The organism is Streptomyces sp. NPDC034086 (genome assembly GCF_055575515.1).
This window is the reverse complement of sequence record NZ_JBVISM010000004.1, coordinates 175,701-200,159: the sequence shown is the minus strand read 5'-3', so window position 1 is coordinate 200,159 and position 24,459 is coordinate 175,701. Positions and strand designations below refer to the sequence as shown.

Sequence of the window (24,459 nt, the reverse complement as noted above, 5' to 3'; positions counted from 1 at the left end):
GCCAAGCCCTCGGGCACGGCCGACGCCACCCGATCCCGATGAAGGAGAGAACGTGAACGACCGTACGCAGTCGGGATCCGCCCCCGGCCGTCTGCTGCTGCCCGCCCTGTTCCGGGCCCAGGCCGCCCGCACCCCCGAGGCCCCCGCCGTCCTCGGCGCCGGCGGAGCCGTCCTCGACTACGCCGGCCTGGACCGGCTCGCCGGCCGCTACGCCGCGGCCCTGCGCGCCGGGGGAGTGGCCCCCGGCGACTTCGTCGGCGTGTGCCTGCCGCGCGGCCCCGAGCTGATCGCCGCGCTGCTCGGCGTCTGGTTCGCCGGGGCCGCGTACGTCCCGCTCGACCCGCACTACCCCCGGGCCAGGCTCGCCCTGGTGCTGGAGGACGCCGGCGCGGCCGTCGTCCTCGCCGGGCACGGCACCGCCGGCCGGCTGCCCGACGGCGCCACCGTCCTGGACGTCGCCGACGCGCCGGAGCCCGTACCGGCCGAGGAGGCCGCCGCCTTCCCGCTCGCCCCCGACGCCGCCGGGCCCGCCTACATCCTGCACACCTCCGGCTCCACCGGCCGCCCCAAGGGCGTCGTGGTCCCGCACGGCGGCATCGCCAACCGCGTCCGCTGGCTGGCCCACCGCCACAAGCTGGGCGCCGCCGACCGCTTCCTGCTCAAGACCACCATCGGCTTCGACGCCGCCGGCCTGGAACTCTTCTCCCCGCTAATCAGCGGGGGAGCCGTGGCCGTCGCCCCCGAGGACGCCGAACGCGACCCCGCCGCCCTGCTGCGCGCCGTCGCCGAGCACCAGGTCACCGTCCTCCAGGGCGTGCCCTCCGTCTACCGGCGCCTGGCCGAGCAGTCCGGCTGGGAGGACGCCGGCGCCCTGCGGCTGATCTTCAGCGCGGGCGAGCCGCTGCACGCCGAACTGTGCCGGGCGCTCGCCGAGCTGGCGCCGCGCGCCGAGATCTGGAACACGTACGGCCCCACCGAGGCCTCCGTCGACGTCACCGAGCACCGCTGGGACCCCGCCCAGCGGACCGGCGCCGTCCCCATCGGCCGGCCCATCGCCCACATGCGGGCCCTCGTCCTGGACCCGGCCGGCCGGCCCGTCCCCGTCGGCGTCCCCGGCGAACTGCACGCCGGCGGCATCGGCCTCGCCCTCGGCTACCAGGGCCGCGCCGCCCAGACCGCCGAGCGCTTCGTGCCCGACCCGTACGGCCCGCCCGGCGAACGGCTCTACCGCACCGGCGACCGCGTCCGCTGGCTGGCCGACGGCACCCTGGAGTACCTGGGCCGCCTCGACCACCAGGTCAAGGTCAACGGCGTCCGCATCGAGACCGGGGAGGTCGAGGCCGCGCTCGCCGCCCACCCCTGGGTGCGCGCCGCCGTCGCCGCCGCCGTCCCCGACGGCTCCGGCGGACACCGGCTCGTCGCCTGGGTCCAGTCCCGGGGCGAGCGGCTGCGCCCCGAGGAACTGCGCACCTTCCTGCGCCGCTCCCTGCCCGACCCGCTGGTCCCGTCCGTCTACGTGTCCGTCACCGAGTTCCCGCTCACCGCCAACGGCAAGATCGACCGCTCCGCGCTGCCCGAACCCGCCTCCGCCGCCTCCGCCGCCGAGGGCGCGCACGTCCCCGTGCGCACGCCCGCCGAACGGGTCGTCGCCGAGCAGTGGTCCGCCCTCCTCGGGATCCCCGCCGGGCAGGTCGGCGCCACCAACGACTTCTTCCAGCTCGGCGGCGCCTCCCTGCTCCTCAGCAGGCTCGCCGAGGCCCTGTCGGCCGCCGCCGGGACCCGCGTCCCGCTGCGCGCCCTGTTCACCGCCACCACCGTGGAGGCGCAGGCCGCCCTGCTCGCCGACGCCCCGGCCCTGACCGCCGCCGGGCCCGGCACCGACGAGACCGTCCGGCCCGTGCCGCGCCCCGACGGGGGCCTGCCCCTGTCACCGGGCCAGCAGGGCCTGTGGCTGATGGACCGGATGCGGCCCGGCAGCGCCGAGTGGAACGCGCCCGTCTTCATCACCCTGCCGCCCGCCCACACCGACGAGACCGTCACCGCCGCCCTGACCGCACTCGCCGAACGCCACGAGATCCTGCGCACCCGCTACGTCCTGCGCGGCACCGAACCCGTCCAGATCGCCGACGCCGACGCCCGCGTCGAGCTGCGCACCACCCGCGCCGAGACCGCCGAGGCCCGCGCCGCCCTGATCGAGGACGAGTTCGCCCGCCCCTTCGACCTGGAGAACGGCCCCGTCTGGCGTGCGCTCAGCCTGCGCGGCACGGACTCCCTGCACCTGGTGCTGTCCCTCCACCACATCGCCTGCGACGGCTGGTCCTCCGTCGTCCTCGAACGGGACCTGCTGGCCCTCGCCGAGGCCGCGCACCGCGGCACCGCCGCCGTCCTCCCCCCGCTGCCCGTGCAGTACGCCGACCACGCCGCCCACCAGCGGCGCCGGCTGGCCGGGTCCGCCGCCGACGCGGAACTCGCCCACTGGAAGCGGGCCCTGGAGGGCGTCCTGCCCGTCGACCTGCCCGCCGACCGGCCCCGGCCCGCCGTCCGCGACGGCCTCGGCGCCGCCCACGTGTTCACCGTCCCCGCCGAGCTGGCCGAGCGGGCCGCCGCCCTCGGACGCGGCCACGGCGCCACCCTCCAGCAGACCCTGCTGACCGTGTTCGGGACGCTGGTGGCCCGGCTCACCGGGCAGTGGGACGTGCCGGTGGGGGTGCCCGTCGCCGGACGCGAGCGGCCCGAGGTCGCCGACGTCGTCGGCTTCTTCCTCAACACCCTGGTGATGCGCTGCGACGCCCCCGCCGACGCCACCTTCACCGAGGCGCTGGTCCGGGTGCGCGACACCGCCCGCGCCGCCTTCGCCCACCAGGACCTGCCCTTCGACCGGCTCGTCGCCGAGCTGGACGAGGCCCGCGACCCCGGCCGCACCCCGCTCTACCAGGTCATGTTCGACCTGCACGAGGAGGGCCGCACCGGCACCGCCGCCGCCGAGGACGACCTCGCCGCCTTCCGCGGCGCCTGGCGCTCCGCCCGGACCGACCTCACCTTCGTCGTGCAGCGGCAGGCCGACGGCTCCCTGCTCGGCATGGTCGAGTACGCCACCTCCCTCTTCGACGCCACCACCGTCGAACGGTTCGCGGCCGGCTGGGTCCGGCTCCTGGAGTCCGTCACCGCCGACCCCGGGGTCCGCCTCGACCGGGCCGACCTGCTCCCGGCCGCCCTGCGCGCCGAGATCCTGGCCCTCGGCCCCGGCGCCCCCGAACCCGGCGGGGACCGGGCCGGCGAGGACGCCGTGCACACCGCGGTCGCGGCCGTCGCCCGCCGCTCCCCGGACGCGACCGCCGTCGTGTGCGGCGGCGAGAGCTGGAGCTACGCCCGGCTGGAGCGCCGCGCCGAGGCCTTCGGGCAGCGGCTGCGCGAACTGGGCGCGGGCCCCGAGAGCACCGTCGCCGTCATGCTCGGCCGCACCCCCGACCTGATCGCCGCCCACCTCGGCATCTGGAAGGCCGGCGCCGCCTACGTACCGCTCGACCCGGCGGCCCCCGACGAGCGCCTCGGCTACGTCCTGCGGGACGCCGGCGCCACCCTGCTGGTCTCCGACCTGGCCGGCGCAACCCGGCTGCGCGGCCACCACGACGGGCCCTGGCTGGCGGTGGACACCGACGAACGCCTCGCGGCCCTGGGCCCCGCCGGGCCCGCCGCGGGCGCGGCCGGTCCGGCCGGCGACCCGGCGTCCCCCGCCGGTCGCCCCGGCACGGGGACGCGTACCGGGGCCCCGGGCGCGCACCCGACCGAGGGCGTGCCGTCCTGGCCCGCCACCCCGCCGGAGCCCCCGGCCGACCCGGCCCGGCTGGCGTACATCATGTACACCTCCGGCTCCACCGGCCGGCCCAAGGGCGTCGCCGTCGAGCACCGCACCCTGCTGGCCATGCTCCGCGCCTCGCAGGCCCACCTGGACTTCGGCCAGGGCCCCGACGACGCCTGGCTCGCCCTGGCCCAGCCCACCTTCGACATCTCCTGCACCGAACTGCTGATGCCGCTCGTCGCCGGCGGCCGGGTGGTCCTGGCCCGGGAACGCGACCTCGCCGACCACGCCGCGCAGCTGCGGCTCATGGAGGAGCACGGCGTCAGCCACCTCCAGGTCGCCCCGCCGCACTGGCAGATGCTCATCGACGCGGGGCTCGGCCGGCGCCCGCTCGTCGGCCAGACCGGCGGCGAGCCCTGCCCGCCCGCCCTGGCCCGCGAGCTGTCCCGGCGCCTGCTGCGGTTCGTCAACGAGTACGGGCTCACCGAGACCACCATCGCCGCCACCCGCTGGGACGCCCACGACACCGCCACCGCCGTCCCCGTCGGCCGCGCCTACCCGCACGTCACCGCCCGCGTCCTCGACGCGTACCTGGAGCCCGTCCCGTACGGCACCACCGGCGAACTCTGCGTCGGCGGAACCGGACTGGCCCGCGGCTACCACGGCCGGCCCGGACTGACCGCCGCCGCCTTCGTCCCCGACCCGTACGGGGCCCCCGGCGCCCGCCTCTACCGCACCGGCGACCGGGCCCGGATGGCGGCCGACGGCACCATCGAGTTCGCCGGACGCTCCGACGGCCAGGCCAAGATCCGCGGCCGCCGCGTGGAGACCGGAGAGGTGCAGGGCGTCCTCGCCGAGCACCCCGGCGTCTCCCAGTGCGCCGTCGTCGTGCACGGCACCGGCTCCACCGCCGCGCTCGTCGGCTACTGGGTCCCCCGGGGCGCCAACCCGCCCGCCGACTCCGCGCTCCTCGACCACTGCGCCCGCCGCCTGCCGGACTACATGGTGCCCGCGCTGCTGGTGCCGGTACCGCGGATCCCGCTCACCCGGCACAACAAGGTCGACACCGCGGCCCTGCCCGCCCCCGACCTCGCCGCCGCCCTCTCCGACGAGCCGTACACGGCGCCCGAGGGCCCGGTCGAGGAGATCGTCGCCGAGATCTGGGCCGAGGTCCTCGCCGGGGAGGACGGCACCACCCGCCGGATCGGCGCCCGCCAGGGCTTCTTCCGGATCGGCGGGAACTCCGTCCTCGCCGCCCGCGTCATCGCCCGCCTCCACGAGGAGTTCGACGTCGAGATGCCGCTGCGGGCCGTCTTCGAGCACCCGACCGTCGCCGGTCTCGCCGCCGCCGTCGAGGAAGCCGTACGCCTCGAGATCGAGACGCTCAACCACGCCGAACTCGCCATCGCCCACAGGGAGTACCAGCCGTGACCGCACCCACCGCACCCACGCAGGACGAGCTGCGCGCGGAGCTGCTGCGCAGGCGGCTCGCCGGCCGCGCGGGCCGCGCCGCGGGCGTCCCGGCCCGCACCGGGATCCCGCGCGCCGACCGCGACGCGCCGCTGGCGCTCTCCGCCGGCCAGCGCCAGCTGTGGTTCCTGCACCAGCTCGACCCGGACAGCCCCGAGTACCTCCTGCCGCTCGCCCACCGGCTGCGCGGCACCCTCGACCAGAGCGCCCTGCGCCGCTCCTTCGACGCCCTGGCCGCCCGTCACGAGATCCTGCGCACCCGCTACGTCCTCGACGGTGCCGAGCCGCGCCAGGTCATCGACCCCGCCGGCCCCGTCGACTACGCCGTCACCGAGCTGACCGGGGTGCCGGAGGCCGGCCGCGACGCCGCCGCGGCCGCCTTCGCCCGGGACCGCGCCACCGAGGTGTTCGACCTGGCCACCGAGGCCCCGCTGCGGGTCCGGCTGCTGCGCCTGGCCGCCGACGACCACGTCCTGGTCGTCGTCATGCACCACATCGCCTGCGACGCGCTGACCCGGCCGCTGCTCCTCGCCGACCTGGCCGCCTGCTACCGGGCCGCGGGCACCGTCACCGGCCCGCTGGACGGCGTCCTGCCCGAACCGCCCGTCCAGTACGCCGACTACGCCGCCTGGATGAACGCCCGCCAGAGCGGCCCCGCCGCCGAGGCCGCCCTCGACTGGTGGCGCGGACGGCTCGCCGGGACCGAGCCGCTGGGCCTGCCCACCGACCGGCCCCGCCCCTCCGTCCGCGGCTGGGCCGGCGCCGTCGCCGAGTTCGACGTGCCCGCCCCCACCGCGGCCCGGCTGCGCACCCTCGCCGAACAGGAGGGGGCCACCCTCTTCATGGTCCTGCTCAGCGCCTACCAGGCACTGCTCGGCCGCTACACCGGCAAGCAGGACGTCAGCGTCGGCACCGCCGTCTCCGGCCGCACCCGCCCCGAGCTCCAGCAGATGGCCGGCTACGCCTACAACAGCCTCGTCCTGCGCGGCCGCTGGGAGGGCGACCCCGCCTTCCGCGAGCTGCTCGCAGGCAACCGCACCGCCGTCCTGGACGCCTTCGACCACCGGGACACCCCCTTCGACCGGATCGCCGACCTGCTGGAGCCCGAACGCGACCTGTCCACCACCCCGCTCTTCCAGGTGATGTTCGACCTGGCCTCCGGCCAGGGCTCCGACAGCCCCGAGCTGCCCGGCCTCACCGTCAGCCCCGTCGCCGCCAGCGGCCGGATCGCCCGCTTCGACCTCACCATGCACCTCGCCGAGCGCCCCGACGGCTCCCTGCACGGCGCCCTGGAGTACGCCACCGACCTGTTCGAGGCCGCCACCGCCGAGCGGATCACCGGCCACTACGCCGCGTTCCTCGACGCCGTCGCCGAGCAGCCCGGCGCACCCCTGTCGGCCCTCGAGTTCATCGGCGGCGCCGAACGCGCCCTGCTGCTCGACGGCCCGGCCGAGCCGGTCGGCGCCCCCGTCGACGCCGCCGCCCTGCGGCCCGTGTCCGAGACCATCGCCGCGCAGATCGCCCGCACCCCCGGCGCGGTCGCCGTCCGGCACGCCTCCGGCGAGCTCACCTACGCCGAACTCGGCGCCCGCGCCGACCGGTTCGCGCGCCGGCTGGTCCAGCTCGGCGTACGCCCCGACGACACCGTCGGCGTCCTCCTCGACCGCGGCCCCGACCTCGTCGCCGCGCTCCTCGGCGTCTGGCGGGCCGGCGCCGCGTACGTGCCGATCGACCCCGGCTACCCGGACGAGCGCATCGCCTTCATGCTCGGCGACACCGGCACCCGCCTCGTCGTCACCCAGACCCGGCACGCGGACCGGTTCGACGGCCCGGACCTGGTGGTCACCGACGACCCGGCCGAGCGGACCGCGCTCGCCACCGCCGACGTCGAACTGCCCGCCGCGTACGACATCGACCAGCTGGCCTACGTCATCTACACCTCCGGCTCCACCGGCCGGCCCAAGGGCGTCCTCATCGGCCACCGCGGCCTGGCCAACTACCTCACCTGGACCGCCGGCGCCTACGCCTCGGCCGGCACCGGCGGCGCGCCCCTGTTCTCCTCCGTCGCCTTCGACCTCGGCGTCCCCGACCTGTACGCCCCCCTGATGACCGGGCAGAGCGTGCACCTGCTGCCCCAGGACTTCGACACCGCCGACCTCGGCGCGCTGCTCGCGGACGGGGGACCGTACGCCTTCATCAAGCTCACCCCCGGCCACCTCGACCTGCTCTCCCAGCAGCTGGACGCCGCACAGGTCCGCGACCTGGCCGGGCTGGTCATCGCCGCCGGGGACTCCTTCACCCACCGCCTCGCCGAGCGCTGGGCCGCCGCCGCGGGCCCCGGCGGCACCCGCCTCGCCGCCGAATACGGCCCCACCGAGATCACCGTCGGCAACTCCGCCCACTTCCTCGCCGCCGACGGCGCCCCCCACGGCCCCGTCACCACCGAGCTCGTCTCCATCGGCCGGGCCATCCCGAACACCACCATGTACGTCCTCGACGAGCGGCTGCGCCCGCTGCCCGTCGGCGTCCCCGGCGAGGTGTGGATCGGCGGCACCGGCCTGGCCCGCGGCTACGCCGGCCGTCCCGACCTGACCGCCGAGCGCTTCCTGCCCGACCCGTACGGAGCCCCCGGCGCCCGCGTCTACCGCACCGGCGACCTCGCCCGGGTCCTGCCCGACGGCAGCCTCGACTTCGTCGCCCGCGTCGACCACCAGGTCAAGCTGCGCGGCTACCGCATCGAACTCGGCGAGATCGAGACCGCCCTCACCGCCCGGGAGGCCGTCGGGGAGGCCGTCGCCCTCGTCCGCGAGGACACCCCCGGCGACAAGCAGCTCGTCGCCTACGTCGTCCCCGCCGCCGGCGCCGACGAGGCCGCGCTCGCCCCCGCCGCCCTCAAGGAGGCGCTGGCCGAGGCGCTGCCCGCCTACATGATCCCCTCCGCCTACCTGCGCCTGGACGCCCTCCCGCTGACCGCCAACGGCAAGCTCGACCGGCGCGCCCTGCCCGCCCCCGGGCGCGGGGCCACCGCCGTCGGCGAGCACGTCGAGGCCCGCGACGCCGCCGAGGCCTCCATCGCCGCGGTCTGGGCCCGGGTGCTTGGCCTGGAGGAGGTCGGCGTCCACGACAACTACTTCGACCTCGGCGGCGACTCCATACGCGCCGTCTCCCTCGTCGGCGCCCTGCGCGAGGCCGGCTGGGAGACCAGCGTCCGCGACGTCTTCGAGCACCGCACCGTCGCCCGGCTGCGCGCCGCCCTCGGAGGCCAGGCGGGCGACGGCTCCGCCGAGCGCGCAGACGGGCCCGTCGCCCCCTTCGCCCTGATCTCCGAAGAGGACCGGCGCACCCTGCCCGCCGGCATCACCGACGCCTACCCGGTCTCCCGGATCCAGGCGGGCATGCTCGTCGAGATGCACGGCCGCAGCGGCGAGAACCGCTACCACAACATCACCTCCTTCCGGATCCGCGACGCCCTGCCCTTCGACCCCGAGGTCTTCCAGCGCGCCGCCGACCTCATCGTCGAACGCCACGAGGTGATGCGGACCTCCTTCGCCATGACGGGCTACAGCGAGCCGCTCCAGCTGGTCCACGACGCCGCCGCGGTGGCGATGCCCTGCCTCTTCGAGGACCTGCGCCACCTGCCGCGCGAGGAACGCGAGTCCACCCTGTGGTCCTTCGCCGACCGCGACCGCGAGGAGCTGTTCGACCTCACCGCCGCCCCCCTCATGCGGATGGCCGTGCACCTCGTCGACGACGAGAGCTGGTGGCTCTCCATCACCGAGTGCCACCCCGTCATCGAGGGCTGGAGCTACCACTCCCAGCTGATGGAGATGCTCCGCGCCTACCACGCCATGCGCGCCGGGGGCGAGCCCGCACCGGCACCGCCCGTACCGGCCGTGCGCTACGCCGACTTCATCGCCGGCGAGCTGCGGTCCCTGGCCGGCACCGAGGACCGCGACTACTGGCGCGAACTCGTCGACAGCCACGAGAAGTTCACCCTCCCCACCGGCTGGGCCGGCGACCCGCACGGCGTCGACGAGCGCTACCGGCTCGACATCGCGCTGGGCGACGTCGAGCCGGGCCTGCGCGCCCTCGCCTCGGCCGCGCAGGTCCCCTACAAGAGCGTGCTGCACGCCGCGCACGGCAAGGTCCTGTCGATGCTGACCCGCGCCGGGGCCTTCCGCGGCGGCATGGTCGCCGACGCCCGCCCCGAGGAGGCGGGCGCCGAACGGGTCTCCGGCATGTACCTCAACTCCGTGCCCTTCCCGTACCGCAGGGGCGCCGCGACCTGGGGCGAGCTGGCGCAGGAGGTGTTCGCCCGGGAGGTGTCGCTGTGGCCGCACCGCCGCTACCCGATGCCCGCCATGCGCGTGCCCGGCGGCGAGAGCCACCTCATCGACGTGCTCTTCCACTACCTCGACTTCCACCAGGTCGACGTGGAACTCATCGACATCATGGCCAGCCGCGACGACAGCCCCAACGAGTTCCCCCTCGTCGTCGGCACCCCGGTGCGCGGCCACCTGTCGATCGCCTCCCGGACCCGGACCCTCTCCAAGGCCAACGCGGAGCGGCTCGCCGCGCTCTACAAGGCCGTGCTCGCCGACATGGCCCGCACCGGCGCCGACGGCGACGCCACGGCAGGTTTCCCCAGCGCCTACGAGAAGGCCCGCCTCGCCGCCCCGCCGCTGCCGCACCCGGAGACCCCGGCCGACGTCCTCGCCGCCTTCGAGGCGCGGGCCGCCCGCACCCCGTGGGCCACCGCCCTCACCGGCGCGGGCACCCCCGGCACCTCGTACGCGGAGCTCGACGAGCGGGCCAACCGGATCGCCCGCAGGCTCCGCGCCCTCGGCGCCGGCCCCGAGACCCGGGTCGCCGTCCTGCTGGACCGCGGGCCCGAGCTGGTGGCCGCGCTGCTCGGCGTGTGGAAGGCCGGCGCCGCCCAGCTGCCGGTCGACCCCTGCACCCCGGACGCCCGGATCGCCGCGCTCGGCTTCGAACTGGCCCTCACGCAGGCCGCGTACGCCGGCCGCTTCGCCGGGATCCTCCCCGAGGGGCGGGTCCTGGCCGCCGAGGAGGTCTCCGACGAGGGCGACGGCGGCCCGCTGGGCCTGGACCTGGACCCGGACCGGCTCGCCTACGTGCTGCACACCTCGGGCTCCACCGGCACCCCCAAGGGCGTCGAGGTCACGCACCGCGCCCTCGCCCACTACCTCGACTGGGCCGTACGGGCCTACGCGGAGGCGGGCACCGGCGGCGCCCCCTGGTTCACCTCGGTCGGCTTCGACCTGGGCCTGCCCGCCCTGTACGCGCCGCTGATGACCGGGCAGCCGGTCCACCTGCTGCCGCAGGGCTGGCAGCCGGGGGAGTTCGGACGGCTGCTGCTGGCCGGGGCGCCGTACTCCTTCGTCGGCCTGACCCCGGGCCACCTCCAGCTGCTGGAAGGACAGCTGAGCGACGCCGAACTCGGCGGGCTCGCCGGGATCGCCGTCTGCGCCGGCGACGCCTACCCGACCGCGCAGGCCGAGCGGGTCCACTCCCGGATCGCCGCGGCCGGCGGGCGGATGCTCCTCGGCACCGAGTACGGCCCCACCGAGGCCACCGTCGCCGCGACCTTCGGGTACGTGCGCCCCGCCGGTCACCTCAAGGGCGGCGCCCGCAGCCTCGTCCCGCTGGGCTCCAACCTGCCCGGCGTACTGCTGCGGATCCTCGACGAGCGGCTGCGGCCGGTGCCCGACGGGATCACCGGTGAGGTCTGGATCGGCGGCGAGGGGCTGGCCCGGGGGTACGCCGGCCAGCCCGCCCTCACCGCGGAGTCGTTCCTGCCGGACCCGTACGGACTGCCCGGCACCCGGCTCTACCGCACCGGTGACCTGGCCCGCGTCCTGCCCGGCGGGGTGCTGGAGTTCACCGGCCGCGCCGACGAACAGGTCAAGATCCGCGGCCACCGCGTCGAGCCGGGCGAGGCCGAAGCGGCCCTCACCGCGGACCCCGCCGTCCGCGAGGCGCTCGTCGTCCCCGTGGACGCCGCCGACGGCGGCAAGCGGCTCGCCGCCTGGGTGGTCCCCGCGGACGGGGCCTCCGTGGAGGTCCCCGCCCTGCGCGACCGGCTGCGCTCCGTCCTGCCCGCCGCGGTCATCCCGGCCACCGTCACCGTCGTCGCACAGCTCCCGCTGACCGCGAACGGCAAGCGCGACAAGGCCGCCCTGGCCTCCCGCCGGGCCACCGCGACCCCCCTGCCCCACACCGCCCCCCGCACCGACCTGGAGAAGGTGCTCGCCGAGGTCTGGTGCGAGGTCCTCGGCCTCGAACAGGTCGGCGTGCACGACGACTTCCGTGACCTCGGCGGGGACTCGCTGCTGGTGGCACCCCTGCTCGTCACCGCCCGCCGGCACGGACTGGCCCTCGACCTGGCCACCGCGCTCCGCAACCACACGGTCTCCCAGACCGCCGCCGCGCTCGAAGCCGCCGCCCGCCAGGACGGCGCCGACCACCCCCGGAAGGGCTGATCCGATGGACCGCCACACCTCCGACCGGCAGGGCCGACGCCCCGCCCGCCACCTGATCTCCATCGACGACCTCACCGACCGGGACCTGCGCCGGATCGTCTCCCGGGGCGCCGAGTTCTCGGCCGGCACCGCCACCGGCTCCGACGCCCTCGAAGGGCTCGTCGCCGGCATCTACTTCGCCAAGACCTCCACCCGCACCCGCACCGCCTTCTCCTCCGGGGCACTGCGCGTGGGCGCCCGCATCGTCGCCTACGGCCCCGGCGACCTCCAGCTGAACACCGGGGAGTCCGTCGAGGACACCGGCCGCGTCCTCTCCGGGATGCTCGACGTCCTCGTCGCCCGCACCGCGGGCCCCGAGGCCGAGCTGCGCTGCTGGGCCTCCCAGGACCGGATGGCCGTCATCAACGCGATGAGCGCCGAGGAACACCCCACCCAGGCCCTCACCGACCTCACCACCCTGCTGCGCCACTTCGGCCGGATCGAGGGACTGCGCGTCCTGTACGTCGGCGAGGGCAACAACACCGCCGCCGCCCTGGCCCTGGCCCTCACCCGCTTCCCCGGCGTCCACCTCGAGCTGCGCACCCCGCCCGGGTACGGGCTGCTGCCCTCCGTCACGCGGCGGGCCCTCGCCCAGGCCGGGCGCACGGGGGCGGTACTCGTGGAGCGGCACGACATGGACGCGCTGCCCGAGGGCTTCGACGTCGTCTACACGACGCGCTGGCAGACCACGGGCACCGAGAAGCCGGACGCGAACTGGCGGGAGGTCTTCGCCCCCTTCCAGGTCACCACCCGCCTGTGGGACGGCAGCCCGCGGGCCGTCTTCCTGCACGACCTGCCCGCCCACCGGGGCGAGGAGGTCACCGCGGAGGTACTGGACGGGCCGATGAGCATCGCCTTCGCCCAGGCCGCCAACAAGATGCACAGCGCGATGGCGGTGCTGGAGTACACCCACTCCGGTCCGGAGCCGGGCGCCGACGAGCTCGCCGGGCCGCGTCCCGCACTGGCCGTACGGTGACGCCGCCGCCGAAGACGGCGACGGACCCGGCGGTCCTCCCGTGGCACCTGGCCGAGGACGCCGGGAGCGTCCCCGGCGCCGCGACGGAGGCCGGGCCGGCGGCCGAGGCCGCCGGAGCCGGGGCCGGGGCCCGGGCCGCCGACGCCGGGGCCGGAGCCGAAGCCGGGGCCGAAGCCGCGGCCGAGGACGCACCGGAGGCGCCGAAGGACGTACCGCTGCGCCGCAACCGGGACTTCACCCTCCTGTGGGGCGGCGCCGGACTCTCGCTCCTCGCCGGCCGGGCCACCGCGGTCGCCTACCCGCTCACCGTGCTGTGGCTCACCGGCTCGCCCGGCGACGCCGGCCTGGTCGGCACCGCCCTGCTCCTCCCGCAGCTCCTCGTCCAGCTCCCCGGCGGCGCCCTCGTCGACCGCTGGGACCGGCGCCGGATCATGCTCGGCGCCGGCCTCGGCCAGGCCCTGGTCGCCGGGGCGGTGGCGGCGCTGCTGCTCAGCGGGCACGTCTGGCTGTGGGCGCTGCTCGCCGCCGCCTTCGTGGAAGGCACCCTCGGCGTCCTGCACCAGCTCGCCGAGCGGGCCGCGGTGCCGGCCGTCGTCCCCGCCGCGCAGCTGCCCGCCGCCCTCACCGGGAACGAGGCACGGACCCGCGGCGCGGCCATCGCCGGCCAGCCCCTCGGCAGCGGCCTGGTCGCCCTCGGCGCCTCCCTCCCCTACGTGGCGGCACTGGCCGGCCAGCTCGCCTCGCTGGCCCTGCTGTCCGGGGTCCGGGGCAAGCTCCAGAGCGAACGCACCGGACCGCGCCCCGACCTGGTCGCCGACGTCAAGGAGGGCCTCGTCTGGATGTGGCGCCAGCACTTCCTGCGCGCCGTCATGGCCGCCGTGGCCGTCTCGAACCTGCTCTTCCAGGGCCTCAACCTGGCGGTCATGACCGGGATCCAGGAGAACCACGGCTCACAGTTCCAGATCGGTGTCGTCCTGTCCCTGAGCGGAGCCGGCGGTCTCGTCGGAGCGATCAGCGGCGGCTGGTGGGCCACCCGGTTCTCCCTGCGGACCCTGGTCCTCGGCGGACTGGCCGTCTGGACCGCCCTCATGGTGCCCGTCGCGTTCCTGCGCGACCCGTTCGCCCTGGGCGCCCTGTTCGCGGCCAGCGGCTACGTCGGCGGCGTCTTCAACGTCGCCGGCGGGGTCTTCATGGTCCGCGTCGCCCCCGACCGGATGCGGGGGAGGGCGAACTCCCTCGCCATGCTGGTGGGCGGCGGAGCCATGGCCGCCGGACCCGTCGCCGCCGGCTTCGCCCTCGAGGCGTACGGGCCCACCCGTACGGTCCTCGGACTCAGTGCCGCCATGGGCCTGACCGCGCTCGCCGCGCTGCTCTCGCCCGCCCTGCGCCGCAACCCGCTCGACGCGTAGCACCCGCCCGCCGCACCCCGTCCCGTACCCGCGCAGGCCCCCGCCAGGGGGTCTGCGCGGCCCGCGTCCCGGGACCCGCACGGACGTACGGGACGTATAGAGCGGCCATAGCGGGCCACGGAAAAGTACAGGTCATCGCAGTCCCCCGAATGCCCGTCCGCATCCGCGCCAGACCTTGAAGGAGCACGCCCATGCCGCTCAACTCCATGGACCGGAGGAGCGTCCTGCGGACCGCCCTCGGCGTTGCCGGGGCCGCCGCCACCGTCGGACTCGTCGGTGCCGCGCCGGCCGCGGCCCACGGCCGCCGCCGCCCGGAGCTGCCCAAGGTCGAGGGCCTGGTCGGCGACCGCTGGGCGAGCGAGTTCTGGTACGACTACGACGAGATGTCGTACTACAACCCCTCCGCGGAGATGAAGGCCGCGGTCGGGGCGATCACCGCCCCCTTCGGCGGGTTCACCAAGTCGTACGACGCCTGGGTCGCCACCCGTCAGGGCGGGCGCTACCCGCGCAGCTGGATGGAGATCATCCAGCCGAACCGCGCCCACTTCGAGCTCCTCTCCCGCGAGCAGCGGAAGGTCTACGACAAGTGGTACGGCCGTGACCCGAAGGGCCTCGTCTTCGCCTTCCAGGAGTTCGGCCAGGGCACGCTCTTCGACCCGCGCCGCCCCGCCGGCAACAAGGTCCACATGATGAACTACACGCCGCCCACGCCCACCCAGGCCTACCACCGCTGGCACGCCTACCTGCAGTCGTTCCAGCTGCTGGGCATCGACCGCCGCTTCTGGGCGCACATCAACCGCCTCACCGGCATGGCCTGGGAGCTCCAGTCGATCGGCAAGCCGGTCAACGACGCCAACGACAACAAGCACCTGCCCAAGCACGTGGTCAACAAGGTCACCGCCAAGTGGCTGTGCCGCTCCGACGCCAAGGTCACCTCGGCCTTCGACGTCTGGCCCTACCCGGCCGACATGGGCAAGTGACCGCTCGCCGGGGCCCGTCCGCCGGACGGGCCCCGGACCCCCCACATCCCGTAAGACTCAGGAGGAATGGCACACCATGCGACACACGACCGGATCCGCACCCCGAATCGGAGTCTGGATGGTCGGCGCGCGAGGCTCGGTCGCCACGGCCGCCATCGCCGGCGCCGCCGCCATCGTGGCGGGTGCCGCCTCCCCCGTCGGGTGCGTCACCGAAACCCCCGCATTCGCCGACGCGCCCCTCCCGGCCCTCGCCGACCTGGTGTTCGGCGGCCACGACGTCGTCGGCACCCCGCTGGCGGCGAGGGCCGGACAGCTCGTGGACGCCGGAGTCCTGCCCGCCTCCGTCCTCAGGGCGCTGGACACCCCGCTGGCCGCCGCCGAGCTGGAGATCCGCGACGGATCCCCCCGCCCGGGGGAGTCCCAGGCCCGGACCGCCGCCCGCCTCGCCGAGGACATGGCCGCCTTCCGCGACCGGCACGCCCTGGAACAGGTCGTCGTGGTCAACGTCTCCTCCACGGAGCCGCTGCCCGAACCCGACCCCGCCTTCCTGGACCTCGCCGCCCTCGAAGCGGGCCTCGCCGCCGGCACGGTGACCCTGCCCGCCAGCTCCCTCTACGCCTACGCCGCCTTCACCGCCGGGTTCTCCTACGTCAACTTCACCCCCTCGGCGGGCGCCGCCCTGCCCGCCCTGGAGGAACTGGCCCGGCTGCGCCGCGTCCCGCACGCGGGCCGCGACGGCAAGACCGGCGAAACCCTCGTCAAGAGCGCCCTCGCGCCCATGTTCACCCAGCGCGCCCTGCGCCTGCGCTCCTGGTCCGGCACCAACCTGCTCGGCGGCGGCGACGGGGCGACCCTCGCCGACCCGGCGGCGGCCCGCTCCAAGACCGAGTCGAAGCAGCGCAGCCTGGAGGAGACCGTCGGCCACGCCGTCCAGGGCCAGGTCCACATCGACAACGTGCCCGAGATGGGCGAGTGGAAGACCGCCTGGGACCACATCTCCTTCGAAGGGTTCCTCGGCGTCCGGATGACCATGCAGTTCACCTGGCAGGGCTGCGACTCGGCGCTGGCCGCCCCCCTGGTCCTCGACCTCGTACGGCTGACCGCGCTGGCGGGCCGCCGCGGCGAGTCCGGGGCGCTGCCCGCCCTCGGCTTCTTCTTCAAGGACCCGGCCGGCTCCGCCGAGCACAACCTCACCCTCCAGTACGAGACCCTGCGCGCCTGGGCCGCCGGCGCCCCCGCCGGCGCCCCCGCCGGCGCCCCCGCCCAGCCCGGTCCGCTGACCGGAGCCCGGCCGTGACCCCGGCAGCGGGCCCGGCCGTGAGCCCCGCCGCGACGGCCGCCGCGGCCGGGCGGCCGCTCCGGCCCGGATCCGCCGCCCCCACCGGGCCGCTGCGCCTGCCGCCCTTCCCCGGGCGGGCCTTCCGGGCCCGGCGCACCCTGCGCGCCTACGCCGAGCTGCTGCGGGCACCCGCCGCGATCACCGTCCCCGGCGACGTCCTCGCCGGGGCCCTGGCCGCCGGACGGGGCAGCGGCCCCCGCACCCTGGGCCTGGCCGGCTCCTCCGTCTGCCTCTACTGGGCGGGCATGGCCCTCAACGACTGGGCCGACCGGGAGACGGACGCCGTCGAGCGGCCCGAACGGCCGCTGCCCTCCGGCCGGATCACCCCCGGTGCCGCCCTCGCCACGGCCGCCGCGCTCACCACCGCCGGCCTGGGCGCCGCCGCCCTCGCCGGCGGCCCCCGCACCGTCCTCACCCGGACCCTGCCCCTGGCCGCCGCCGTGTGGGCCTACGACCTCGGAGCCAAGAACACCCCGTTCGGCCCGGCCGTGATGGCCGCCGCCCGGGCCCTCGACGTCCTGCACGGCACCGGCCCCGGCCCGGCCCGCCCCGCCCTCACGGCCGCGGCCGCCGTCGCGGGCCACACCCTGGCCCTGACCCGGCTCAGCCGCCACGAGGTCGCCGGCGCCCCGCCCCACGAAGCGGCCCTGACCGCGCTGGCCTCGGCCGCCGCGGCCGCGGGCACCCTCACCCGTGCCACCGGACCCGTACAGGCAGCCGCCCTCGCCCTCTACGGTGCCGGCTACGGGCCCGCCCTCGCCCGGGCCGTCCGCCGCCCCGCCGCCCCCGAGGTGCGCCGGGCCGTCGGCGCCGGCATCCACGCCCTCCTGCCCCTCCAGGCCGCCCTGGCCGCCCGGGCCGGCTCGCCCCGGCTCGCCGTCACCCTCGCCGCCGCCCTGCCGGTGGTGCGCCGCCTCGCCCGGAAGGTCTCCCCGACATGAGCGCAGCCGCCGCGCTCCGGTTCTCGTACGGCACCAACGGCCTCGCCGACCACCGCCTGGGCGACGCCCTGCGCCTGCTCGCCGACCTCGGCTACGAGGGCGTCGCGCTGACCCTGGACCACCAGCACCTGGACCCGTACGCCCCGGACCTCGCCGCCCGCGTCGACGAGGTCCGCCGCGCCCTGGACGCCACCGGCCTGGCCGTCGTCGTGGAGACCGGCGCCCGCTACCTCCTCGACCCCCGCCGCAAGCACCGCCCCACGCTGCTGTCCGCCGAGCCCGAGGGCCGCCGGCTCCGCCTCGGCCTGCTGCGCCGCGCCGTCGGCATCGGCGCCGAACTGGGCGCCGGAGCCGTGCACTTCTGGAGCGGCACCGCCGACCCCGGCACCACCGGCGAACAGGCCTGGCGGCGGCTGGTCGACGGCTGCGCCGAGACCGTGGGCCACGCCGAGGCCGCCGGGATCGACCTGGCCTTCGAACCGGAGCCGGGCATGCTCGTCGCCGACCTCACCGGCTACCGCAGGCTGCTGGCCGACCTGGGCCGCCCGGACCGCTTCCGGCTGACCCTCGACCTCGGCCACTGCCGGTGCCTGGAGCCCTGGCCCGTCGCCGACTGCGTGGCCCTGGCCGCCGACCGCCTCGCCCACGTCCAGATCGAGGACATGCGCCGGGGCACGCACCAGCACCTCCCCTTCGGCGAGGGGGAGATCGACTTCCCGCCCGTCCTCGGGGCCCTCGCCGGCGCCGGATACCAGGGGCTCGTCTCCGTCGAGCTCCCGCGCCACAGCCACGCCGGAGCGGAGACGGCCCGCCACAGCATCGCCTTCCTGCACGCCGCCGCCGGCCGGCGCCCGCCGCGCCAGACCCCACAGAAGGAGGCCGTACCGGTATGACCGCCCCCACCCTCGCCCCGTCCGCCGCCCCCCTCGCGGACAGCGCCGTGCACGACGCGCTGACCCTGCGCACCCTCCGGGAGTCCCTGCGCTCCGTCCTCGACCAGGAACACCGCACCCGGCTCACCGCCGCCGCGGACGCCGTGGCCGCCGAAGGCCCCGCCGCCCTCGACCGCCGCTTCCCCGCCGCCGGACGCGACTACGGGCGCGGCCCCCTGCCCGGCTGGGCCGACTGGGCCGTGGAGGACGCCGTACGCACCGTCCTGCTGCTCGCCCTGACCCGGTACGGCACCACCGGCGCCGCCCTCGCCGCGGAAGCCGCCGAACGGTACGCGCACGGCGACGCCGCCGAACGCCGCGGCGTCCTGCGCGCCCTGCCCTTCCTGCCGGTCGGCGACCGCGCCGTGCACCTCACCGACGACGCCGTGCGCACCAACGACAACCGGCTCATCGCCGCCGCCCTCGGCCCCTACGCCCGGACCCACCTCGACCAGTACCGCTGGCGCCAGGCCGTCCTGAAGTGCCTGTTCACCGGGATCCCGCTGGCCAAGGTGGCCGGCCTGCACGAACGCCGTGACGCCGAACTGGCGCGGATGGCGCACGGGTTCGCCGCCGAGCGGCGCGCCGCCGACCGCACCGTACCGGCCGACCTGTGGTCCCTGGTGCCGTGACCGGCTAGGCCCCGTCGTCACAGCAGCGCGGACCAGGCGGGACTTTGACGACCGGGCCTGGGCCCGCCGGGCCGCCGCGCCGGCGGCCCACGACAACTGACGTACCACCGACCCCGACCGGAGCCCCGACCATGCGCATCTTCGACCCGCACATCCACATGACGTCCCGCACCACGGACGACTACCGAGCGATGCACGCCGCCGGCGTGCGCGCGCTGGTCGAGCCCGCGTTCTGGCTGGGCCAGCCCCGGACCTCCCCCGCCAGCTTCACCGACTACTTCGACGCGCTCCTCGGCTGGGAGCCGTACCGCGCCGCCCAGTTCGGGATCAGCCACCACTGCACCATCGGCCTCAACCCCAAGGAGGCGAACGACCCGCGCTGCACCCCCGTCCTGGACCTGCTGCCCCGCTACCTCGCCAAGGACGGGGTCGTCGCGGTCGGAGAGATCGGCTACGACACCGTCACCGAGGCCGAGGACCACGCCTTCGCCGTCCAGCTCGCCCTCGCCGTCGAGTTCGCCCTGCCGGCGCTCGTCCACACCCCGCACCGCGACAAGGCCGGCGGCACCGGCCGCTCCCTCGCCGTGATCCGCGAATCGGGCATCGACCCCGGTTTCGTCGTCCTCGACCACCTCAACGAGGTCACCGTCCGCGAGGTCCGCGACTCCGGCTGCTGGATGGGCTTCTCCATCTACCCCGACACCAAGATGACCCCCGACCGCATGGTCGCCATCCTCGAGGAGCACGGCACCGAGCGGATCCTCGTCAACTCCGCCGCCGACTGGGGACACAGCGACCCGCTGCTCACCCGGGCCACCGCCGAGGCCATGCTCGCCGCGGGCTTCGACGAGGACGACGTGGACCGCGTGCTGTGGCGCAACCCGGTGGCCTTCTACGCCCAGTCCGGCCGGCTCGGCCTCGACGGTTACACGGACGTACAGGCCGCCGGCCTCTACGCGGGCAACTCGATCGCCCGCGGCGGAAACTGATCAGGGAAGAAGGAACGCCTGATGCGCTTCCGCCACCCGGACGGCTCCGCCGTCCACCTGGCCTACTGCACCAACGTCCACCCCGCCGAAACCCTGGAGGGGATCACCGCCCAGCTCGACACGTACGCCGAACCGGTCCGCCGGGCCACCGGCGAACCCGTCGTCGGCCTCGGCCTGTGGCTGCCGGTCGACGCGGCCGCCGCCCTCGCCGCCGACCCGGCCGCCGTCACCCGGCTGCGCGGGGAGCTCACCGCCCGCGGACTGGAGACGGTGACCCTCAACGGCTTCCCGTACCGCGGCTTCCACGCCCCCGTGGTCAAGCGGGCCGTGTACTACCCGGACTGGTCCGAGCCCGCCCGGCTCGACTACACCCTGAACCTCGCCCGGATCCTGGCGGGACTGCTGCCCGACGACGCCGAGCGCGGCTCGGTCTCCACCCTGCCGCTGGCCTGGCGCACCGCCTGGTCGCGCACCCGGAGGGCCGCCGCGTCCCGCAATCTCGACGCGCTCGCCGCCGGCCTCGCCCGGGTCGAGGCGGAGACCGGCCGCACCGTGCGCGTCGCCGTGGAGCCCGAGCCGGGCTGCGTCGCGGAGACCACCGAGCAGGCCATCGAGGTCCTGTCCGACGTCGACCACGACCGGATCGGGCTGTGCCTGGACGCCTGCCACCTCGCCGTCGCGCACGAGGACCCCGACACCGCCGTCGGCCGGCTGCTGGCGGCGGGGCTCCAGGTGGTCAAGCTCCAGGCGTCCAGCGCCCTGGAGGCCGCCGACCCGCAGGACCCGCGGGTACGGGAGGCCCTGGCCGCGTTCGCCGAGCCGCGCTTCCTGCACCAGACCCGCGAGGCCGGTCCCGACGGCGCCGGGCTCCACGGCTCCGACGACCTCGGGCCCGCGCTCGCCGGAGCCCTGCCCGGCAAGGCGCCCTGGCGCATCCACTACCACGTGCCGCTGCACGAGGAGCCGGCCCCGCCGCTGACCTCCACCAGTCCGGTGCTGCGGGACACCCTGCGGACCCTGTTCGGCGGGGACCACGCCGTCACCGACCACGTCGAGGTGGAGACGTACACCTGGTCCGTGCTGCCCGAGGACGCGCGGCCCGTCGGCGGGGCCGGCCTCGTCAAGGGCATCGCCGCCGAACTCGCCTGGACGGCGCGGGAGCTGACCGCGCTCGGCCTGACCCCGACCGCACCCGCCGCGCAGAAGGAGCCCGGCTCATGACCCCCTCCGTCCGGCGGAAGAAGACCGCCGTCCTGTGCACCGTCGGCCTCACGCCCCGGCTGCTGCCCCACATGCCGAACGTCCGGGCCATCGGCGAGCAGGGCTTCACCGCCCCGCTCGACACGGTGTTCCCCGCCGTCACCGCCACCGTCCAGGCCACCCTCACCACCGGCACCCTGCCCCGCGAGCACGGCGCCGTCGGCAACGGCTGGTACTTCCGCGACCACGGCGAAGTGATGATGTGGCGCCAGCACAACGCCCTCGTCCGGGGCGAGAAGGTCTGGCAGGCCGCCCGCCGCCACGACCCGGACCACACCACCGCCTACCTGTGCTGGTGGTGGGCGATGGGCGCGGACGTGGACACCGTGCTCACCCCGCGGCCCGTCTACCACTACGACGGCCGCAAGGCACCGGACTGCTACACCGTCCCGGCCGCCCTGCGCGACGAACTGACGGCCGCCCAGGGCGAGTTCCCCCTGTTCCACTACTGGGGGCCGACCGCCTCGCTCACCTCCACCCGGTGGATCGCCGGCGCCGCCCGGCACGTCGCGGACACCCGCGACCCCGACCTGTCCTTCATCTACGTCCCGCACCTGGACTACGACCTCCAGCGGTTCGGCCCCGACAGCCCCGAGGCCGTCCGGGCCGCCCGCGAGGCCGACGCCGCCCTCGGGCCGCTCCTGGCCGACCTGCGCGACCGCGGCACCACCGTCGTCGCCCTCAGCGAGTACGGCATCTCACCGGTCAGCCGGCCCGTGGACATCAACCGCGCGCTGCGCCGCGAGGGGCTCCTGTCGGTCTACACCCAGCGCGGGATGGAGTACCTCGACCCGTACACCTCACGGGCGTTCGCCGTCGCCGACCACCAGGCCGCCCACGTCTACGTCCCCGACCCGGCCGACGTCCCGCGCGTGCGCGACGTACTGAAGTCCCTGGACGGGGTCGACGAGATCTGGGACCGCACCCAGCAGGCCGACTACGGCATCGACCACCCCCACGCGGGCGAGCTCGTCGCCGTGTCGGAACCCGACGCCTGGTTCACGTACTACTACTGGCTCGACGACCGGCGCGCCCCGGACTTCGCGCGCGGCGTCGAGATCCACCGCAAGCCGGGCTACGACCCGGCCGAGCTGTTCTTCGACCCCGCCGATCCCGCGGCCAAGGCCAGGGCGGCCCTCGCCGTGCTGAAGAAGAAGGCGGGGATGCGCGCACCGCTGCAGGTGGTGCCGCTCGACCCGGGCTGCGTCCGCGGCAGCCACGGACGGCTGCCCGGCGACGACCGCGACGGGCCCGTGCTGCTCTGCTCGGACCCGTCCCAGGAACGGCCCCGCTACCACGCCACCGAGGTGAAGGACCTGCTCCTGCGCCTCGGCGGACTGACCTGACAACGCCCTCAAGGGGGAGAGGAGGACCCGATGACGAGCCAGACCCTGACCGCCGTGCGCGGCCGCGTCGGCCACACCGCCACCACCGGTGTGCTGCCCGTGCCCGGCCCGGCCGCACGGGAGGCCGCGAGACTGCGCGCCACGGGCGAGGCGCACGTGTGGTGGTGGCCGCTCGAGGACCGCGTGGACCAGGCCGAGTTCGACCTGCTCGACGAGGTCGAGCAGGTACGCGCCCGCCGCTACCGGGCCGAGAAGGACGCCGCCGCCTTCGTCCGGACCCGGGCCGGCGCCCGGCGTGCGATCGGCGCGCTGCTGGGGGTGGACGCCCGTACGGTGGCGCTCGGCCGCCGCGTCTGCCCCGGCTGCGGCGACCTCGAGCACGGCCCGCCGGCCGTCGCGAGCCCCGCCGTCGGGCTCGCGGTGAGCCTGACCCGCACGAGCGGCTGCGGAGTGCTGGCCCTGCACGCGGGGGACTGGATCGGCGTGGACGTCGAGGCGCTGCGGCCCGTGGAGTCCGGCTCCCTGGCCAACGTGGTGCTGGCGCCCGCCGAGCACGCCTACATCCTGTCGCTGCCCGCCGGGCCGGAGCGCACCGCCGCCTTCCACCGGGTGTGGACCCGCAAGGAGGCCGTGCTCAAGGGGGTCGGGCTGGGGCTGCTCGGCATCGACCTCAACGCCCTGGACGTCAGCCCGGGCAGGCCGGGCCCGGTGGAGGTGGAGCACGGCTACCAGGGCGAGGTCAGCCGCTGGCAGATCGACGACCTCGACCTGGACGGCAACTGGTCGGCCTCCCTGGCCCGCCCCGTCGACGGGTCCCCCCTCGGCCCGGTCCACCGCCACCGCCCGTCCTGACCCCCGGCGCCCCCCGGGGCCCGGTGGCGCCGGCGGGTCCCGTCCGGCCCTGCCTCCGCCGGCCCCCGCGCCCGGCCGGGGCCCCTGCCACGCCCGGGGCCCGGCCCCCGCCGGTTCCGGTTTCCGGCCGGGGCCCGGTCCGGCGCGGCCCGGCGCGGCCCCGGCGTCCACCACCAGGCTCTGGGCCCGGATCCCTCCCGCGTGGGGTCCGGGCCCGGTCCGGCCGACCTCCCGCACGGAGGACCGACTTCAACCGGAGCTCCCCATGGCCCAGTCCGCCACCCCCACCCCCACCGCTCCCGCACCCGCCGCGCCCACCGCTTCCGCACCCGCCGTGCCCACCGTCCCGGCGCCCGCCCGGACCGGGCCCCCGCACACCCCCGCCCCCGGGGCCGCGGCCGTCACCGGGGGGCTCCTCGCCGTCGCCCTGCTGCTGTGCGCGGGTCCCCTCGCCGGCGGCGCCGTCCAGGAGTTCCTGGACCGCATGGCCGGCGTCTTCGCGCTGGTCGCGCTCACCGGCTCGGTGATGCTCGGCCTCGCCACCGTCTTCCGTGACGTACTCGGCCCCGCCCGGCGGCAGCTCGCCCAGCTCCTGCACCGCGCGGCCGGCCTGGCCGGCGTCGGCTTCCTGCTCGTCCACATCGGCGTCAAGGTCGCCGGGCAGAAGGTCGACGCGGTCGACGCGGTGCTCGGCTGGGGGAGCGGGGACCTCCTGGTCGACCTCGGCACCCTGGCCGCCCAGCTCTTCGTACTGGCCCTGCTCACCGGCCTGTGGCGGGGCGTCTTCGCCACCCGCCGCTGGATCCGCCCGTTCCGCGTCCTGCACGGGCTCGCGTACGCAGGCTGGGCCGCCGGCCTGGTGCACGGACTCGGCGCCGGCCGCACCCCCGCCGGCTGGGTCGTCGCCTGCTACGCCCTCTGCGGCGCCGCCACCCTCGCGGCCCTGGCCCACCGCCTCACCCGCGGCCGCCGCACCGCCCCCACCCGCTGAC

Annotated in this window: 14 protein-coding genes; all 14 read left to right on the top strand. The window is 76.3% G+C overall.

Annotated elements, in window-relative coordinates; genetic code table 11:
• Positions 1–52 precede the first annotated feature (52 nt).
• Positions 53–5,230 carry an amino acid adenylation domain-containing protein gene (locus ACZ514_RS13680; protein ID WP_469124768.1) on the top strand — a complete coding sequence of 1,726 codons (5,178 nt, stop codon included), beginning with the start codon at positions 53–55 and terminating at the stop codon, positions 5,228–5,230.
• Positions 5,227–11,772, top strand: coding sequence for an amino acid adenylation domain-containing protein (locus ACZ514_RS13675; protein WP_469124767.1), 6,546 nt, complete (start codon positions 5,227–5,229; stop codon positions 11,770–11,772). Before ACZ514_RS13680 ends, ACZ514_RS13675 begins: the two co-directional genes overlap by 4 nt.
• Positions 11,773–11,776: 4 nt before the next feature.
• Entirely contained in the window at positions 11,777–12,787 is a 1,011-nt protein-coding gene (locus ACZ514_RS13670) for an ornithine carbamoyltransferase (protein WP_469124766.1), read from the top strand.
• Entirely contained in the window at positions 12,784–14,196 is a 1,413-nt protein-coding gene (locus tag ACZ514_RS13665; protein WP_469124765.1) for an MFS transporter, read from the top strand. The genes ACZ514_RS13670 and ACZ514_RS13665 overlap by 4 nt, the downstream gene beginning before the upstream one ends.
• Before the next feature lie 191 nt (positions 14,197–14,387).
• Complete coding sequence (locus tag ACZ514_RS13660) at positions 14,388–15,176, top strand: Tat pathway signal sequence domain protein (protein ID WP_468165315.1); 789 nt, start codon at positions 14,388–14,390, stop codon at positions 15,174–15,176.
• Between the two features lie 76 nt (positions 15,177–15,252).
• Positions 15,253–16,473 carry an inositol-3-phosphate synthase gene (locus ACZ514_RS13655; protein ID WP_469124764.1) on the top strand — a complete coding sequence of 407 codons (1,221 nt, stop codon included), beginning with the start codon at positions 15,253–15,255 and terminating at the stop codon, positions 16,471–16,473.
• Positions 16,470–17,456, top strand: a complete 987-nt coding sequence (locus tag ACZ514_RS13650) for an SCO3242 family prenyltransferase (RefSeq protein WP_469124763.1) — start codon at positions 16,470–16,472, stop codon at positions 17,454–17,456. Before ACZ514_RS13655 ends, ACZ514_RS13650 begins: the two co-directional genes overlap by 4 nt.
• Positions 17,453–18,349: a sugar phosphate isomerase/epimerase family protein gene (locus ACZ514_RS13645; RefSeq protein WP_469124762.1), complete on the top strand. Its 897-nt coding sequence runs from the start codon at positions 17,453–17,455 to the stop codon at positions 18,347–18,349. Before ACZ514_RS13650 ends, ACZ514_RS13645 begins: the two co-directional genes overlap by 4 nt.
• Positions 18,346–19,020 carry an EboA domain-containing protein gene (locus ACZ514_RS13640; RefSeq protein ID WP_469124761.1) on the top strand — a complete coding sequence of 225 codons (675 nt, stop codon included), beginning with the start codon at positions 18,346–18,348 and terminating at the stop codon, positions 19,018–19,020. Before ACZ514_RS13645 ends, ACZ514_RS13640 begins: the two co-directional genes overlap by 4 nt.
• A 131-nt stretch (positions 19,021–19,151) precedes the next feature.
• Entirely contained in the window at positions 19,152–20,009 is an 858-nt protein-coding gene (locus tag ACZ514_RS13635) for a TatD family hydrolase (protein ID WP_468165305.1), read from the top strand.
• A gap of 21 nt (positions 20,010–20,030) precedes the next feature.
• A complete protein-coding gene (gene eboE / locus ACZ514_RS13630; RefSeq protein ID WP_469124760.1) occupies positions 20,031–21,230 on the top strand; it encodes a metabolite traffic protein EboE in 1,200 nt (399 codons plus the stop codon).
• Positions 21,227–22,615: an alkaline phosphatase family protein gene (locus ACZ514_RS13625; RefSeq protein ID WP_469124759.1), complete on the top strand. Its 1,389-nt coding sequence runs from the start codon at positions 21,227–21,229 to the stop codon at positions 22,613–22,615. The genes eboE and ACZ514_RS13625 overlap by 4 nt, the downstream gene beginning before the upstream one ends.
• A 30-nt stretch (positions 22,616–22,645) precedes the next feature.
• Entirely contained in the window at positions 22,646–23,467 is an 822-nt protein-coding gene (locus tag ACZ514_RS13620) for a 4'-phosphopantetheinyl transferase superfamily protein (RefSeq protein WP_468165298.1), read from the top strand.
• A gap of 265 nt (positions 23,468–23,732) precedes the next feature.
• A complete protein-coding gene (locus ACZ514_RS13615) occupies positions 23,733–24,458 on the top strand; it encodes a hypothetical protein (protein WP_469124758.1) in 726 nt (241 codons plus the stop codon).
• The last annotated feature ends 1 nt before the right edge of the window (position 24,459 follow it).

Coding starts and splice junctions, on each gene's coding strand:
- ACZ514_RS13640 (WP_469124761.1), top strand. CDS start 18,346: ATGACCGCCCCCACCCTCGCCCCGTCCGCCGCCCCCCTCGCGGACAGC.
- ACZ514_RS13635 (WP_468165305.1), top strand. CDS start 19,152: ATGCGCATCTTCGACCCGCACATCCACATGACGTCCCGCACCACGGAC.
- ACZ514_RS13615 (WP_469124758.1), top strand. CDS start 23,733: ATGGCCCAGTCCGCCACCCCCACCCCCACCGCTCCCGCACCCGCCGCG.
- ACZ514_RS13620 (WP_468165298.1), top strand. CDS start 22,646: ATGACGAGCCAGACCCTGACCGCCGTGCGCGGCCGCGTCGGCCACACC.
- eboE (WP_469124760.1), top strand. CDS start 20,031: ATGCGCTTCCGCCACCCGGACGGCTCCGCCGTCCACCTGGCCTACTGC.
- ACZ514_RS13660 (WP_468165315.1), top strand. CDS start 14,388: ATGCCGCTCAACTCCATGGACCGGAGGAGCGTCCTGCGGACCGCCCTC.
- ACZ514_RS13625 (WP_469124759.1), top strand. CDS start 21,227: ATGACCCCCTCCGTCCGGCGGAAGAAGACCGCCGTCCTGTGCACCGTC.
- ACZ514_RS13670 (WP_469124766.1), top strand. CDS start 11,777: ATGGACCGCCACACCTCCGACCGGCAGGGCCGACGCCCCGCCCGCCAC.
- ACZ514_RS13655 (WP_469124764.1), top strand. CDS start 15,253: ATGCGACACACGACCGGATCCGCACCCCGAATCGGAGTCTGGATGGTC.
- ACZ514_RS13645 (WP_469124762.1), top strand. CDS start 17,453: ATGAGCGCAGCCGCCGCGCTCCGGTTCTCGTACGGCACCAACGGCCTC.